General features: G+C 43.1%; 18 protein-coding genes and 1 riboswitch. Of the genes, 8 read left to right on the plus strand and 10 right to left on the minus strand.

Annotated elements, in window-relative coordinates:
• Positions 1-116 precede the first annotated feature (116 nt).
• Positions 117-758, minus strand: coding sequence for a metal-dependent hydrolase (locus Q1J64_RS02010; RefSeq protein WP_301107426.1), 642 nt, complete (start codon positions 756-758; stop codon positions 117-119).
• Positions 759-1,009: 251 nt separating this feature from the next.
• Positions 1,010-1,120: riboswitch (TPP riboswitch) on the plus strand.
• A gap of 128 nt (positions 1,121-1,248) precedes the next feature.
• On the opposite strand from Q1J64_RS02010, the gene thiO reads away from it, so the two are divergent.
• The 6 genes from thiO (at position 1,249) to Q1J64_RS02040 (ending at position 5,450) form a co-directional block, all read left to right on the plus strand.
• Complete coding sequence (thiO, locus tag Q1J64_RS02015) at positions 1,249-2,397, plus strand: glycine oxidase ThiO (protein ID WP_301107427.1); 1,149 nt, start codon at positions 1,249-1,251, stop codon at positions 2,395-2,397.
• A gap of 141 nt (positions 2,398-2,538) precedes the next feature.
• On the plus strand, positions 2,539-3,066 hold the full coding sequence (locus Q1J64_RS02020) for a DUF2243 domain-containing protein (RefSeq protein ID WP_301107428.1): 528 nt from the start codon (positions 2,539-2,541) through the stop codon (positions 3,064-3,066).
• 36 nt (positions 3,067-3,102) lie between these two features.
• Positions 3,103-3,855, plus strand: a complete 753-nt coding sequence (locus tag Q1J64_RS02025) for a cytochrome c oxidase assembly protein (RefSeq protein WP_301107429.1) — start codon at positions 3,103-3,105, stop codon at positions 3,853-3,855.
• Between the two features lie 196 nt (positions 3,856-4,051).
• Positions 4,052-4,453: a VOC family protein gene (locus Q1J64_RS02030; protein WP_301107430.1), complete on the plus strand. Its 402-nt coding sequence runs from the start codon at positions 4,052-4,054 to the stop codon at positions 4,451-4,453.
• A complete protein-coding gene (locus Q1J64_RS02035; protein WP_301107431.1) occupies positions 4,446-4,817 on the plus strand; it encodes a hypothetical protein in 372 nt (123 codons plus the stop codon). Before Q1J64_RS02030 ends, Q1J64_RS02035 begins: the two co-directional genes overlap by 8 nt.
• An 18-nt stretch (positions 4,818-4,835) precedes the next feature.
• Entirely contained in the window at positions 4,836-5,450 is a 615-nt protein-coding gene (locus Q1J64_RS02040; protein WP_301107432.1) for a CPBP family intramembrane glutamic endopeptidase, read from the plus strand.
• A gap of 232 nt (positions 5,451-5,682) precedes the next feature.
• Here Q1J64_RS02040 and Q1J64_RS02045 read toward each other — a convergent pair whose 3' ends face one another.
• The 5 genes from Q1J64_RS02045 to Q1J64_RS02065 are packed head-to-tail and all read right to left on the minus strand — an operon-like array spanning position 5,683 to position 10,261.
• A complete protein-coding gene (locus Q1J64_RS02045) occupies positions 5,683-6,897 on the minus strand; it encodes a M20 family metallopeptidase (RefSeq protein ID WP_301107433.1) in 1,215 nt (404 codons plus the stop codon).
• A gap of 15 nt (positions 6,898-6,912) precedes the next feature.
• On the minus strand, positions 6,913-7,554 hold the full coding sequence (locus Q1J64_RS02050; protein WP_301107434.1) for an ABC transporter permease: 642 nt from the start codon (positions 7,552-7,554) through the stop codon (positions 6,913-6,915).
• Positions 7,555-7,565: 11 nt separating this feature from the next.
• Positions 7,566-8,483: an ABC transporter substrate-binding protein gene (locus Q1J64_RS02055; RefSeq protein ID WP_301107435.1), complete on the minus strand. Its 918-nt coding sequence runs from the start codon at positions 8,481-8,483 to the stop codon at positions 7,566-7,568.
• Complete coding sequence (locus Q1J64_RS02060; RefSeq protein WP_301107436.1) at positions 8,483-9,139, minus strand: ABC transporter permease; 657 nt, start codon at positions 9,137-9,139, stop codon at positions 8,483-8,485. The genes Q1J64_RS02055 and Q1J64_RS02060 overlap by 1 nt, the downstream gene beginning before the upstream one ends.
• Entirely contained in the window at positions 9,140-10,261 is a 1,122-nt protein-coding gene (locus Q1J64_RS02065) for a betaine/proline/choline family ABC transporter ATP-binding protein (protein WP_301107437.1), read from the minus strand.
• A gap of 260 nt (positions 10,262-10,521) precedes the next feature.
• Between Q1J64_RS02065 and Q1J64_RS02070 the strand changes: the two genes are divergently transcribed.
• Positions 10,522-12,267: a PDDEXK-like family protein gene (locus tag Q1J64_RS02070; protein WP_301107438.1), complete on the plus strand. Its 1,746-nt coding sequence runs from the start codon at positions 10,522-10,524 to the stop codon at positions 12,265-12,267.
• 61 nt (positions 12,268-12,328) lie between these two features.
• Here Q1J64_RS02070 and Q1J64_RS02075 read toward each other — a convergent pair whose 3' ends face one another.
• The 4 genes from Q1J64_RS02075 to Q1J64_RS02090 form a co-directional block, all read right to left on the minus strand.
• Complete coding sequence (locus tag Q1J64_RS02075) at positions 12,329-13,324, minus strand: DUF3592 domain-containing protein (RefSeq protein WP_301107439.1); 996 nt, start codon at positions 13,322-13,324, stop codon at positions 12,329-12,331.
• Between the two features lie 482 nt (positions 13,325-13,806).
• Positions 13,807-14,712, minus strand: coding sequence for a D-alanyl-D-alanine carboxypeptidase family protein (locus Q1J64_RS02080; protein WP_301107440.1), 906 nt, complete (start codon positions 14,710-14,712; stop codon positions 13,807-13,809).
• A gap of 227 nt (positions 14,713-14,939) precedes the next feature.
• Positions 14,940-15,392 carry a GNAT family N-acetyltransferase gene (locus tag Q1J64_RS02085; RefSeq protein WP_301107441.1) on the minus strand — a complete coding sequence of 151 codons (453 nt, stop codon included), beginning with the start codon at positions 15,390-15,392 and terminating at the stop codon, positions 14,940-14,942.
• Complete coding sequence (locus tag Q1J64_RS02090) at positions 15,389-15,694, minus strand: histidine phosphatase family protein (protein WP_483315939.1); 306 nt, start codon at positions 15,692-15,694, stop codon at positions 15,389-15,391. The genes Q1J64_RS02085 and Q1J64_RS02090 overlap by 4 nt, the downstream gene beginning before the upstream one ends.
• Before the next feature lie 138 nt (positions 15,695-15,832).
• Between Q1J64_RS02090 and Q1J64_RS02095 the strand changes: the two genes are divergently transcribed.
• Positions 15,833-16,312, plus strand: a complete 480-nt coding sequence (locus tag Q1J64_RS02095; RefSeq protein WP_301107442.1) for a hypothetical protein — start codon at positions 15,833-15,835, stop codon at positions 16,310-16,312.
• Positions 16,313-16,513: the final 201 nt, after the last annotated feature.

Genomic DNA, 16,513 nt, shown 5'->3' on the forward strand with positions numbered 1-16,513 from the left:
CAGCGCCTTGTATTATGAAGAAACTGATCTGGAACAGGCAAAGCACACGATTGATTTAAAGAAAAGAGGTTATTTTGCACACAGGCACGCTCAGAGATATTTTACATTCATTCACCTCAAAATTCACGTTTCCACAGCGGCAAAAACCATTTAACACCCCGGCGGTTGACAGGAAGAATCTTCATGTCGGCAATCAGATGGCTGATATAACCGGTAAGCCCGGCGGCAATGAGGCCGTTGACAGGCCACTCTGCATACAGATTCTTTAAAATAAATGCATAAAACACCACGCCGATAATGGAATGCGTGTAGGACCGATGCGGCAAGAAGGAAGCAAATATGATATAGCTGCCCGCAAGCAAAATACCCGGCGATTGCCCGAGGACAAAACCAAGCAGTAGGACCAGGATGCCGCTGATCGTCAGCATATGCCTTTGTGTAATGAGACGCGAGATGATGAGCAGCAGGAAACCGATGGCTCCGTATATGTATATTTCTCGGCCCAATCCTGTTGTTACAGCCTGATAGGCAAGTGTCAGCAGGATGACGATGCCGGCTGTTTCCATGAGCCATTTGCTCACTTTCTTGCTGAGGGTGATGCGGTTGCTGGCAAGCCCGTTCGTGTCAAGATCCGGAACGACGCCTGATATTCCGCCAACTGCGGCGCCGATCAATGCGGTCTGGATGTCCGGCTGCACGGCGTATCCGGCAACGGCACCGGCGGCTGTGCCGATAAGTAGATGTGAAGTGCCTTTCATTATGTAAACCTCTCTGGTTGTCTAGTGTACGGCCGAATGAAGAACGTACATTCGTTCCGTCTTTTCCAGTATAAACGATGTGGCGCGAAATAGAAATGATTCCTTTCGCTAACGGTGCCTGTGCAAGAAACATTCATGATTGTTTGAACAAACATGAATGTTTAAACTTTCACGTTTGTTTCGCACACAGGCACCCATCTTTTTAAAGTAAGACAAATTCCATCCAATATGTTAATGTAAAAAAATGAATATTCATCCACTGGAGGTGCTTTTGTAAAGAGCTGAGATTGAAGTGATTGACTTCGGGACTCCTAGAACCTGATCCAGTTCATACTGGCGGAGGGAAGTGGCACTGTGACAGTCCATTGTATGTTATAGACTGTACATATGAGATGCTGCTTTCTGTTATGAAAGCGCATTTTTTTATTCCCTACAGGCCAGGACGGATGTTCATCGACATCAGTTTCTTGAACATGTAGGAGTGAAGACAATGAAGGTATATGATCATATTGTAATTGGTGGAGGCGTAATAGGTTGTTCCATTGCCTATCGTCTGGCAGAGGCAGGCTTACGCGTAGCCGTATTTGATGCAGGCAGAGCAGGACAGGCATCTATGGCAGCAGGAGGGATGCTGGGGGCGCAAAATGAGTTTGAACGGGAAAATCCGTTGTTAGAAATCGCACTGGAAAGCCGGGCGATGTTCCCTCAACTTCGTGATGAATTGCTGTACAGTACGGGTATTGACATTGAATTACGAACCGCCGGCCTGATCAAAACAGCTGCGACAGAACAGGAATGGAGCGAGTTACGCCAGCAATATCAATTTTTAACCGATAAGGACCCTTCCATTCAATGGCTTGAACCGGAGGAAGTACCAGAAGTCGAACCTTGTATGACATCCCAAACTGCCGGTGCTATTTTTCTGGAAAAAGACCATCAAGTAAAAGCACCCCTGCTCGCTGAGGCCTTTTTGAAAGCAGCAATGAATGCCGGTGTCCATGTCTACGAAGAAACAAAGGCTCTTCGCCTGCTCATTCAGCAAAACCGGGTATTAGGGATTGACACTTCAATCGGTTCGTTTCATGCAACTCAAGTGACGATGGCAGCTGGTGCCTGGAGCAGCCATCTCTTAGCTGACACCATTTTTTCCTTGCCCGTCATTCCCGTGAAAGGTGAATGCTTGTCGATTCGATTGGCAGGCCCTGCACCGGTCAAAACGGTTTTTGCGGTAGACGGCTGTTATATTGTACCGAAACGAAATAAGGAAATGCTGATCGGCGCAACGTCTATTCCCGGTTCCTTTGATACATCGGTAACGGCTGGCGGCATTCTTTCTTTATTACAGAGGGCTTCCCGCCTACTGCCTGTGCTAAGTGACGGAATAATCCACAGGACGTGGGCCGGTGTACGTCCTCAAGCCGCAGACCATCTGCCTGTCATGGGGTCTCACCCGTTCATCGACAGTCTGCATATATGTACCGGTCATTATCGGAACGGTATTTTGCTCAGTCCCATTACGGGTATTCTGATGAAAAAGTACATAACCGGCTGTCAGGAGACGCATAAATTGCTTGCCCCTTTTGCACCAGCACGGTTTTCCGGTTCCTGTGCGGCAAACATTCATGAATGTTTGAACTAACACGATTGTTTGAACTTTCACGTTTGTTTTGCACACAGGCACCACTCAGGCTCTGGACTCCTAACTAAATGACCATGCAGTTTATCTGCCCTTACCTTTGGAAAGACTAGGACTAATTTCATTAAAGGCGGTGGGCTCCGTATGACGGAAAAGCATGTGAACTGGGAAAAACGGAAGGAGTTCAGGAAAAAGAATCTTTGGGCAGGAATTTTATTCGGCCTGGGGTTTGTGGCGTTTATGGATGAGACGGTGTTTCATCAGCTGCTGCACTGGCATAAGTTCTACGATAAATCGACGGTGGCAATGGGACTTGTGTCAGACGGGCTGTTCCATGCATTCAGCTGGTTCGCGACGGTGGGCGGCTTGTATTTAGCAGCAGATCTCTACAGACGGAATGCGCTATGGCATAAAATATTCTGGGGCGGCAAGCTGGTCGGAGGCGGAGCATTTCAATTATATGACGGGACGATACAGCATAAGGTTTTGAGGATCCATCAAATCCGCTACGATGTCGATATCGTTCCTTACGATCTCGTGTGGAACGGATCGGCGGTTATCATGATTGCATCGGGTCTTTTGCTGATACATTCTGCGAAGCGGGATGCGCGGGGGATCAGGCAGGTGAAGGCAGGTGAAGCCACATGTGGCATGAGTCATTTTTTGTTGTGACTGATTGGTTGTTGGGGATTCCGGCATTGCTGGCGATTGCGCTTTATCTATTCAGTGTCTATCGTTCCGACCGGCAGAAGCGTCTTCGGAAATGGCCGCGGATGCGCATCGTTTTCTGGGTATCGGGCACAATTTTTTTCAGCCAGTGCGCTGGTCGGCCCACTGGCTGTACTGGCGCATGAGAATTTCACTTGGCATATGGCAGGTCATTTATTTGTCGGGATGCTCGGTCCACTTTTATTGGCACTCGGTGCTCCGGTGACGCTCTTACTCCGGACACTTCCTGTTCGGCGGGCGCGGCAGGTGAGCCGGTTGCTGAGGAGCCGGATTGCTGGTTTTTATATTCATCCAGTCACCGCGGCTATGCTGAATATCGGCGGACTTTGGATGCTGTATACGACCGGATTATTTGCCGCGATGCATCATCATCTCTGGCTGCATATACTCGTCCATGCCCAAGTGTTCGCGGCAGGCTATTTGTTCACGGTTTCCATGCTGGCTATCGATCCGTTATCGCGGCGGTTCAGCTACACCTATCGGACAATCGTTTTCATTCTGGCGCTGGCAGGTCACGGAATCCTTTCAAAATTTCTCTATGCCTATCCGCCGCACGGGGTACCTGTCGAGGAAGCCCGTGCAGGTGCCATGTTGATGTATTATGGTGGTGATGCAGTGGATCTGGCGATTATCGTATTGCTGTTCAGGGGATGGTACCTGTCGGCCAATCGCGCGAGGCAGCAGTTCCGGCGTGAAAGTACTTTAGGGTGCCTGTGCAAGAAACATTCATGATTGTTTGAACAAACATGAATGTTTAAACTTTTACGTTTGTTTCGCACACAGGCACTGATACGGCCGCACGCAGCTATTCAAGGATTTATGGACGGTGGCTGGGAAAAAATTATAAAGGAGAAACTTCCGTTTTATCTAGGGGGATAATGCGGTGTTTACACAAATCCAATAATAAATAACGGAAAGGAAGATTTATATGAAGAATGTAAAACCTTTTTTGATGTTCCAGGGCGGTATGGCGGAAGAAGCCATGAAATTCTACACCACACTAATTGAGGATTCGAAAATCACTCATATTGCAAGATACGGTTCAGAAGGACCAGGCAAGGAAGGTACCGTTATTCAAGCTGTCTTTTCGTTGAAGGGACAGGAATTCATGTGCATCGACAGCCATATTGATCACGATTTTTCATTCACCCCTTCTTTCTCCATCTATTTGACATGTGATACGGAAGAGGAAATTGACAAGCTTTACGATGAATTACTGCAAAAAGGTGCTGCACTCATGCCGATCGGTGATTATGGATTCAGCAAAAAATTCGGATGGCTGGTGGATCGTTTCGGCATATCCTGGCAGCTGGACTTGCCGAATGAATGACAGGAAGACTGTTAGCCAAGAAATCCAAGATCAATCCATTAAGTCTCTGACGTCGACGTTCGGTAAACTTTCCAATGCTTATAAGAGCATGACGGAAAAAGGCTCAAATACCACACTTGTCACGAAGAGGCGCAGCGCTGTAAAGATTGGCTTAGAAAGCCTTGAAAACCTATGGGATGGTGAAGCCTTTAATTATGATGAAGCAGATATCCAAGCTTCTAAAGATATTTTACAAGGGATCTTGCCTTCCATTGAAAAACAGATAGAAAAAGCAAAAGAAGGAAGTCCTCAAAAAACAGTTAATGAACGGCGTCTGACTGCACTTACATTCGCAATCGAATCTTTGGCAGACCGCCTAACGTAAATAAATCACGGGGGAAATATGAAACAGACAACAGAAAGAACAAAGAAAGTAAAAAAAGAGTTCAATCCGAGAAATGCTATTTTTGTATTCACATCATTTGCTTTCATTTGCGCGGCAATTTTATTTAGTCTAATCGTATATGACGTGCTGACCATTGACAGTTTACTGTCATTCCAGCAGCCTATCAAAATGGCACTAAGCATAGTGTGTGCTTCATTGGGTTTGATTGTATTCGGAATACTGTTAACCGTAAGTATCCCTCCGGAAAATATTGATGATACCAATAAAGGATTTCAAGACTATTCAATTTTCATGATCTTCAGCTTTATGTTGGTAAGTGCGTTATTTGAGGAGCTGCTGTTTAGAGGGATTGTTCAAAATCTGATTTTCGTATTTACGGAAAGTGCGTGGATTGCAATTGGTATGACTACTTTGTTATTCCTGGGCTTGCATGTTCAGTATTTCAAAAAGCCTATCATGTTATTAAACATCACGGTGCCGAGTTTAGTATTTGGCTGGGTCTACTTCAAAACGAACAATATTTTAGCCCCGTTCTTAGTGCATTTTATCATGAACTTTGGAATCACAATGTTATTCAAATACAATATGATTCGTGTTAATCATAAGTCTTGATTTTTAAGAAGACAGCTTTTTCAAAAAAACTTCTCTTTTTATCATCTAGTATTAGAAGCGCTGCCTGCACTAGAAACTTTCACGATTGTTTCGTACACAGGCAGCGCCTTTAAAAGAGAAATCAAGATTAACTTAAAGCTCTACTTGCGTTAGCACACGGTACTTTATATCGATGCTCATTTTTTCTTGAAGTTCATTACATGCTTTTGCATTTTGGTAATAGAAATCCATTTTAGTTGTTTGGTGATCCAGTATCTTTCAACAAAGTGTTATATGTGTTCCAGTAGTCAACCATACTGGAGACAATTACTTTTGCACCGTTTAATAAGGCTTTTTCGTCTATGTCAAACTTCGGATGATGATAAGGATATATAAAGCCTTTTTCCTCATTCGCGGAGCCTGTAAAAAAATAGGTTCCCGGTACATTCTGGAGGAAGTAAGAAAAGTCTTCTGCCCCCATATTCGGCTGCATCTCCTGTATGTTCATAACCGGTAGAACCTCTTTCGATGCGTCCACCAGCAGTTTTGTTATTACCGGATCATTTTTTGTAGCTGGATAGCCAAACATGTAATCCAATTCATGCGTCGCCCCAAATGCCTGGCAAGTATGGGATGTGATAGTTTTCAGCCATTCGTACATTCCTTGACGTACATCTTCATCAAAGGTTCTGATTGTCCCTTTTAGTATCGCTCTCTCGGGAATAACGTTTGCTGCCTCTCCCCCGTGGAACGAACCGATAGACAATACAGCCGATTTTAGCGGATCCACTTTTCTGCTGGTGATTTGATGCAAATTGCTGATTAACTGGGCACCCAGTGCAATGACATCCACCGTGTCTTGCGGAAACGCACCATGTCCGCCAGAACCGATAATTTCAATTGTAAAATCATCGCATGCACCCAGGATAAAATTCTCACTGTACAATAAGTGATCTACAGGAATATAGTTTTCCATATGTGTAGCAAAAATCACATCCACTCCGTCCAGAGCACCCGCTTCAATCATCGGCTTTGCCCCGCCCGGATCTTCCTCTTCTGCATGCTGATGAATAAATACGACATCTCCTGCGATCTCATCTTTCATTGCAACAAGTGCCTTTGAAAGACCTAATGCAATGGCAGTATGAGCGTCATGCCCACACGCGTGCATGACGCCTGGATTCATCGATTTATACGGCACATCATTTTCTTCTTGTATAGGAAGCGCGTCAAAATCTGCTCGTACTGCAATGGTCTTTCCGGGATACTTTCCGCGGAGCGTCGCAACGACACCATGTCCCCCTACATTCCTCTGTACTTCCAACCCTAGATTCTCCTGGTATTCAGCTATTTTCTTTGCCGTGTTTACTTCTTGAAATGAAAGTTCAGGATACATATGAAAATCACGGCGCAGCTTGATCATTTCTTCATAACCGTCTTCCAGGCGAGTAAATAACTGTTGTTTCATATCTAGTCCACCTCTTTATGTCGTTCTCTTCTTTGCATACTTTTCAATAAATCCAAGGATATAGTCTGCGATGATCGCCAATAATGCAGCAGGTATAGCGCCTGCCAAAATCTTTATATCTGATCGCTGAGCAATACCCGAAACAATTTCCTTACCCAGCCCTCCACCGCCAACATAAGGAGCGATGGAAGCTACACCGACCGCAATAACGGCAGCAACTCTTAGTCCAGCGACTAAAAATGGCAAGGAAAGAGGAATTTGAACTTTAGTCAACAGTTGAAATGAATTCATTCCCACACCTTTACCCGCGTCCAACAGGTTTCCATCCACTTCTTGTAAACCCACATATGTATTGCGAATAATGGGAAGTAACGAATAGAAAAACAAGCCAATAATAACCGCGGTATTCCCTAAACCGAAGTACAGCATAAGGATGGCTAACATCGCCAGACTCGGAACATTCTGCAGAACATTTGCCGTCGACAAAATGACCGGTGCTAAACGTTCTACTTTAACAGCAAGAATTGCTAATGGAACCCCGACAACAAACGCTAAGGCAACTCCATACATAACCAATAGAATGTGTTCAACCGTTAAGGATAGCATTTCAGACTGATTTTCAACTATATACTGCATTAACTCTGTCAGAAACTCCATTTACATTCTCCTTATTTCAGTAAACCTTTTTCTACTAAAAAGTTCTTGGCTACATCTTTCGGTTCTTTCTTTTCGATATCCACTTCATAAATTAACTGCGTCATTTCTTCTTCATTGATCAGATCAATCATTGAATTAATGATATCCTCTAGTTCAGGATACTCTTTCAACTTATCATTTCTCGCGACAAGCGATGCAGTGGATGGCGGGAAAAATCCTTCATCATCTTCCAACACCTTCAAATTCAGCTCTTTAATTTCCGGATCTACTGAGTAAGCTGTTATTGCATCAAGTTCGCCAGTTTTTAATCCTTCATACATCAATGAAATTTCCATTCCTACAGCCTTCTTAAATGAATAGCCGTAATGTTCCTGAAACGCCCGGTAGCCGTCATCACCGCGCTCGATCCATGCGGAGTCAGTGCCAATTGTCAGTTCCGGAGCTAATTCGCCCAAGTCGGACATGGTTTCGATATTCTTTTCTTTCGCATAATCATCTGAAATAGCGATGGTATATTTATTTTCAAAGCCTAATGAATCAAACCATTTCAAATCAAACTTTTCATTAAATAACTCCTGCGCTTGTGCAAGTGTTTTGTTTGCGTCCGTTGTATGTTCTACTTTGTCATCATCGAAGTGATTGTTGTACACTTCACCTGAATACAAAGTAGCCAGATCAAAGTCTCCTTTATCCATCGCGGTAATAATTAACGGACTCGCTTGGATGTTTTCCGTAATATTTACCTCATGGTCCGTTTGGTCTTTGACAAGTTCTTTTACCATGTGCGCAATGATTTTAGGATCTGTGTAATCCTGTGTACCCATTTCAAAATATGTACCGCCAGCTTCTGTTTCTTTATCTTTCCCGCCACATGCCGTCAAAACGAATAAAAGTGCAAGTGTGGAAATTGCAAATAGTAGTTTTCTCATTAAATTGTCTTCCTCCTAGTTTTATTTCTAGACTTTTCAATACGGCCAAAAATTAAATCAGTTCCCACCGCTAAAATAATCGCCAAGATCGTTCCTGTAAAAATTAAGTACTTATTATTAAATCCAATCCCTGATATGATCAGTCCGCCTAGCCCCCCGGCTCCAATTACGGCAGCCATCGTAACCCAGCTGATAATGTAAACCGACGTCACTCGAATACCTGACATAATATAAGGCATCGCCAAAGGAAGTTCGATTTTAACCAAACTTTGAAATGCGCTATAGCCCATTCCTTTTGCTGATTCTACAACACCTGGATCAATGGATTTTATGCCTGTATATGTATTGCGCAGTAAAGGGAGGAGCGAGTATAAAAACATGGCCGTAACAGCTGGTTTCATACCAATCCCAAGAATCGGAATCATAAGCGCCAGCATAGCAATCGTAGGTATCGTCTGGAATACATTGGCGATATTAAATACCAGACCTTTTAAAAAGTTGCTTTTAAAACGGGTTAATAAAATAGCCAGGGGAATAGTGATAAGTATCCCTAATAGTAAACTGATCACAGACATAATCAGGTGTTGATAGGTATATTCTAAAATGGATATGTATCTTTCCTTCCAAAAATCCAGATAATCTACTATGAATCCCATTTACATCTCACCGCGTTTCCCATAAAGAGAACGAAACGACTGAATAAAGTTCTTCATATCAATCATTCCTAAAAAATTGTTCTCTTGATCAACAACCGGCATGTTTTGCATTTCCTGTTGCTCTAAGTGTTCAAAAATGTCATCTAAAGACTGATCAATCGACAACGCCCGAACAGATGGATCTACAGCTTCTTCCAAACGTGTGAAATCCCCGCTCAGTAAAGCCTCCAATGAGAGTTGTCCTACCAATTTATTATTTACATTCACTACAGGATACGTGAAGCTTTTCTGCTCTAGCATTCTTTCGATTACCGATTCTCTTGATTCGGAAAGCCGGATAGCTTGCACCAGCGGATCAATGAAACTTGAAAGCAAAGGCATCGATTTAGAGTTTTCCAGTCGGTCTTCGCCAATAAACTCTCTGACAAAGTCATTGGCAGGATTCGTCAACAGTTCTGTCGGAGTTCCCTGCTGCACAATCTCTCCATCTTTCATTAAGATGATTTGATCTGCTATTTTAATTGCTTCATCCATATCATGCGTAACGAAGATGATGGTTTTTTGAATGTCCTTTTGCAAACGAACTAGTTCATTCTGCAGTTGCTCTCTGCTGATAGGATCCAATGCACTAAACGGTTCATCCATTAATATGGTGGATGGTTCTGCAGCTAACGCACGAATCACGCCGATTCTCTGCTGCTGCCCCCCGCTCAGTTCAGATGGGTAGCGTTTTTTAAATTGCTCCGGATCTAAATTGACCATCTCTAGCAATTCGGTTACCCGCTCGTCTATTTTATTTTTATCCCATTTTAGTAGCCGCGGCACTGTCGCTACGTTGTCGTAGATGTTCATATGCGGAAACAGCCCTATACTTTGAATCACATAACCCATTTGCCTACGTAATTCAATTGGATTAAATCCAGCAATATTTTTGCCGTCAATAAAAATTTCGCCTTCTGTATGGTCAGTCAAGCGATTTAATAGCCTCATCGTCGTCGTCTTACCGCAACCGCTTGGACCAATTAAGACGTTTATTTTCCCGCTTTCAAACAGCAGATCGATGTCTTTCAGTACATGAGACCCATCCTCATATACTTTATTTACTTTTTGCAGTTCTATCATATTTCCTCTCACTTTCTCGAAGACAAGGTAGTTGTTCCTATGTAATTACTTCAGTTTATTTATAGACACTTAGTTATACTAACAGATTTATTGTCTAATTTACAGGAATATTAAGAAAACATGTAAAATTGCCTGTGTATAATATGATTTGAAAATTATGTAGAATTGCCCGGCGGACATACACTTTTAAACGATCTATACACAAATCAATTTAAGACATATTTCTGCTATAATAACCTAAAACAATCAGGAGGCAACCCATGCAACTACTAGCTTTGTTAGAAGATTCATCAGCATTCACACAACTCAAACGCCACTTTAATCGATTCAATCCTTTGAAGGTATTGGCGGTGGATCAGTTCGAAATTCGTCACTCCAATTTCCTGGCATGGCTATTAGATGCAAAGGGAAACCATCAATTAGGGGACTTTTTCATTCGGAAGTTATTGACCAAGACATTTTTGAATCCTGCAAATTCTGAGGAAGAAGATAAACTGTCCAACTATGATTTGAAGTCTTTTGTGCGTATGCATTTTCAGGATTTGGAAGTGTATAAGGAGCTCCAGACGAACAATGGCAAACGTATTGACTTGCTTGCTGTTTCGCCCAGGAATAAGCTAGTGGTTCTCATTGAAAATAAATTTCATTCGACAGAGTCTGAAGGTCAGCTGGAAGAGTACATAGAGTTCGCGAAAGCAACCTATCCCGCTTATCAAATTGTCCCGATTTTCTTGACGCTGCAAAATGAAGTGCCAACGCATGAAGATTATTTGATGCTCGGTTACGACGATTTATTGGATGTCTTGGATACCCTGCTGCAGACACAGAAATCGTATATGAATCAGCAGATCTACGACTTCCTTTGCTACTACAATGAAATCTTAACGGATATATTGGAAGATGATGAGGATCTGAATGAGCTGGCTCTGACCGTCTTCCGTGATCATCAGGATGCGGTAAAATGTCTGCAAGCATCAGCGAAGAAACCTGTGGATGATCCATATTTATTTGATCTATATTTGGAGAACAGGCAGACCATCGACTTCATCATACGAGTTGGAGACAGCTTAATGCTTGAGGCATTCAAGGAATTTGTTCAGACAAAAGAATGGCCGGAACAGTTATCCAATGTCCATTTCAAACGACCTTCCTTTGTGGAAAGTGACTGGCATGGCGTTTATTCAGCTGAAGATTTGCGGGAGAATTGGTGGCTTAATGAAGGGTTTATTGCTTGGTTCGAACGGATCGGTGAACGCTTGAAACTAACTGTGGAGGTAGGACCGCTGCATCAGGAAAAGCGCGAGCCATTGCTGCGTTCACTTGAGGCAGCTGGTATTCCGATACGTCCTTCTGCTTTTGAGGAAGGGAAGAAATACACGAGTATCTATACTTCTTTTATTGAACCAGTAAATTGGGACACGAAAGAAGCGATCCGTTCTGCAATGGGGGCTTTATACAAAGAACAAAGTTATCAACAGCTGGCGGAACAAATAAAAACTGCTTTAGGTTTATCCACAGTGGATAACTCGCAGAAACCTTCTTCCCCAGCTGTCGTCATGCAAGATTCTTTTACAGCGTTCATGAAATCCATCGAATGTAAGTCCGCTCATTATGCATCTCATAAAAGAACACCAAATTTCGTAGAGACTGAATGGACACAACTTGCAGGTAGTTTTCCAGTAACGAAAACATACTGGCTTGGATATCCATTAATTGCATGGTTCGAAAAGACCTCTAAGGGACTGCGTTTATTTGTGGAAGTAGGCCCCGTGGAACCTCATGCTAAACGAGTGGAGTTACTGAAGACTTTAGAAGCTGAAGGGATAGTAATACGTGCTTTGGCATTCGAGGAAGGTCGTAAATATACGAAAATCTTCTCTGAGCTGGTTCAGGTTGAGGATTGGAAAGATGCCGTTCGTGTGATGGATTCTATGAAGTCACTGTATACCGGCCCAGCGTACCAAGGTTTGAAAAACAAGATTTATCGTGCGGTTAAATCATTATAGGCGTTATTGATGGTGCCTGTGCGTAAAACATTCATGTTTGTTTCGCACACAGGCACCACTGCTATTTTTTCCTGCCTTTCAACTTCTCCGGCTCCTGCTGAACTTCTTTTCCCTTCCTGAGTTTCTTCACAAACGCCCATCCGACAAATAAAGAAACCGTGAGCAAGGAGAGATACATAAAAAACTCATAATAAGAAGACGTGTGGACGACGTCAATTAAGGATGTGCCGCGGACAAAAATATCGTAGGGGTCCGCGTTGCGGTATGCGATCGGTAGGGTGTCCCCGATCTCGTATTGACCATACGTATTACTCGTCACTTCTCGCATAACCTGAACGATTTGTCCCGCCTGGTCTCTGAAGGAAACAATCAGCTCATAGAACGATTCTCCACGTCTGGTGTAAGAGATATCCTCTGACATGTCTATAATCAGTGCTTCCGTCTCTGTTTTACCGAAAGGCAGTACTTTGCGAATCAAATTCATGACGAAACGCCCCGAAATCACCAGAAAGATCAGGCCTATAGCGACTGCAATTCGCCAGCCTGTTCTTTTTCCATCTCTCTTTCTTTTGCCTTTCTTTCTTCGTTTGCGCTTCTGTTTCGCCTGCCGTTTGGGAGATTTCTTTTTCTCCAGACGGTTTATTGTGGGTATGTAAAAGATAATTCCAACGAAGCAGCCGAAAGTAAGGAGAACGAGGAAAAAAATAGCGGTCAGGTGGAAAAAGCTGTCGGCCACGATATCACGCACTGTGGAAAAGCCAGAAGACCCTGCTGAATATCCGCTGAACGTATCGCCTATTTCGATGTCCTCTATTTGACTTTTGGAAACGCGGTTGAGGCTGCGCGTACCTTCCCCATCGGGCAATTCCGTCCACACGTAATAGTCAGGAGCCGTGAACAAACCTTTTGCCGCGGTCTTTTCAGCGACGAATGCATTCGACGGCTCAGTTGAAAACAGGTCGTATTCTTCTATATAAGATGCCGCCAGTGCCCATGTCACCAGACCAAGTAGTAACGTACCAACCGCCACCAACGCCAATTCTTTTACAGTTTCCATATTTTCACTCCCAATATCATGTCTGACAACACCTTATCGGAAACAGCGACAAATTAACAGATACCAAAATAGCTAGTTTTCAAAATAGTCTTGGATTACCACAAAATTTTATAGTTAGGATCATCACAAAAAATCCTCTGACCTATGAAGATGGTTGAGGATTTGCAGGAGTTTATTCAGGCCGGGATATATTTTTACTGGTTATAAACCTAATTCTGCTTTCATATTTCGGATACGCTCTATCGTCAACCCTGTTGCTTTCATCACTGTTTTGACATCTAGGGATCTAACCTCTCATCCTTCCAGTGCTTCTTAAGCTTTGCTATCTAACGCAAAATCTATTTTCATGTACAAAAATGAAGTTTCCTTGTTTATTGAAACCGGACGTTCAAATAAAAAATATCTGGTCAACGCATTCATTCGAAACATTTCCGAATGATGCGTTGACCAGATATCTTTAGATGTAAGCAGTATTTTTCCGTTTATTTCTTGCCTGCTTCCGCAAACAATTTTAGCGTATCCTTCCTCTGTGCATAATCCGGATTACTGATGTTTTTCAGAGGCGCACCCATGACGATCGTGATATATTCGCGGTCCCCTATCATCCCGAGCGTCGCCCAGCATTGCCCGGCTTCATACGTCGTGCCTGATTTACCACCGATGATTTGAAAACCGTTTTGATTCGAATTATCCAATGAAGTGAGCACTGTCGATTTCAGCAAAACGCCTTGCGGATGATCCGCAGTGAATGTCGTCTGAAACTCCCTTTTAGTGAAGATGGCTCTGAAATTGTTGTTGTCGAGTGCATAGTCCACCAGTTTCGCCATGTCGACAGCGGTGGTGAATTGATTTTTATCATGAAGACCTTCGGGATTCGTAAAATGCGTGTTTTTCATTCCGATTTCGGCTGCTTTGTCGTTCATCATCTTCACAAAGTTTTCCACACTGCCTCCTGCATGGATCGCCAACGAGTTCGCCGCTTCACCGCCTGAATTCAGGATAGTACCGTACAGAAGATCCCGATAGGTCACGGATTCTCCGCTGTAAAAGCCAGCCATCGAAGCGTTCGCCGCGACCATTTCGCGATAGGTGTCTAGATTCACAGGAGCAACCGTAGCCAGATCATCAATATGTTCCAGTGCAACAATCGTTGTCATGATTTTAGTGAGCGATGCCGGGTATGCTTCTGACTGCGAATTCTTTTCATACGCCACTTTTTCCGTACCCCGTTCAGCCATGTATATAAATTGGCTCGTATATTCATCTTCATCGAAAAAGTTAAAAAGTTCCTTAAAATTAATGTCTATTTTCCCCTCTGCCTGCAGGAAGAAAAATAATACCACAATTAGGAATACTGCAAACTTCAAAAACCTCATCAACCATCTCATACCTGATCTACCTTCCCTTACTTCTTTTTCTTCTTATTATAAGTATAGAAGAAATGAATGAAGAAATACGCAGGAAAGGTATGAAGATTTTCTTAACAATTAGTATGTCTGCGCCATAAACAATTCAGAATAGTGTTGGAGTTGTGTGCTACACAGGCACCCTATGATAGAAGCGAATGCATCTCTTGCGCGGTTAAACGTCTGATCACTTAGCTCAGCCTTCCCCCTTACAAATCCTGCGACAGCCGGATCATATCTCTGCACTGCATACCGTTTTCAAAAATCCCCTCTGCATAATGCCTGATGAAAAAGTCTCTGTCGACACCGATTATTCGAAAACCACATTTCTGATAGAGCGCCAGTTGCCCGATACTCGAATTACCCGTCCCAATCTCCAGCGTTTTATATCCTTTTGACTTCGAATGGGCAATTGCCGCCAGCACTAACCTTTTCCCGATTCCTTCGCCCTGTCTATCTTCTGCAACCGCAATATTCACAAGCTCCACCGTGCCAGGTCTCGTTGGCAGCAGGACAAATACGCCAATGATTGCTTCACCATCTTCAGCGACAAAACATGTTCCTCTTTTCATATAATCATCTACAATATGCCGGGAAGGATCAGCCGATAATAACAATTCATTCGGTGGATTTTCATTTGTATACAACTCTCTTATTTTCATATCGTTCTACCCCACACTCTGCTGACTTCTTTCAAGTCCGTATCTTTAAACAACAACTTATAGATATCCGGCATATCAAGCTCTTTCCAGAACTCAAAATCGTATGTTTCATCAAAGTAATTCATCATTAGCACCATAACATTGCCGTGCGCTCCTATCACAATGTTCTTACCTTTATATGTTTCCAGCACCTCAAACAGCGCGGGCACCGCACGTTTTTGTGCCATAATATTGGATTCCCCGCCTTTCCAGGAAACAGCAGGGTTTTCCCTTGTTAAGGTGCCTGTGTAGCAAACATTCATGAAAGTTTAAACAAACGTGAATGTTTAAACACTCACGTTTGTTTCACGCACAGGCACCGTTTCAAAGCAACTTTCCCGAACAAAATTCGTTTACATATAAATAATAGAACTTATTAAATCTGGAAAAGAGGACAAATTATGAGTATGACACGGAAAAGAATCGTGATCTTGTTTATTGTGGTATTACTCGCCTTTGTATTAGTCAGGGCATTCAAAAAAGATTTATGGAAATCAAATGAAGCGCTGCTGCAACAAGAAGTAGTCAACATTGGAGATTCCCCCGAATCTGTGAATTTAGCCGATGTCACCCCGTTTAAATGGGATCTCGTCTATTCTTTTGATCCGTATACATCACTGGATCAAATCTACGAAACTGTCGGATACAAGTGGGACAGAATCAGTGAAACAGTGAGCGAAGGTATGGATCAGCTAGTTTTCATGAAGGACGGTAAAGTGGTCTGCTATGTATATGGATATCCTGCGAATAACGGATACGGCATTCATTTTACGGACGGCAGCCGCACCGGGTCATCGCCTGCTTCCGTACTCCATGCACATGATGATTTAACTTTTCAGGTAGACAGGTCAAATGAGTATTATTATCTGATGAAGAACTGAACGAACGCGCTGTCCATCCATGATATTTTCATGATTGCCCGCCATATATGAAACGAGGTGAAGTTATGGGAGTTTGGTATTTCTTACTATTATTTGCAGGTTTATTTCTAGTAGTCTCAGGTATAATGAAAAACAAAAAATGGAGCTTGATCATCCTAGGAGTGGCATGTATTTCATTATCCTGTTTATGTTTTCACCGGG

It is taken from the genome of Sporosarcina sp. (assembly GCF_029257255.1).
Lineage (GTDB): Bacteria > Bacillota > Bacilli > Bacillales_A > Planococcaceae > Sporosarcina.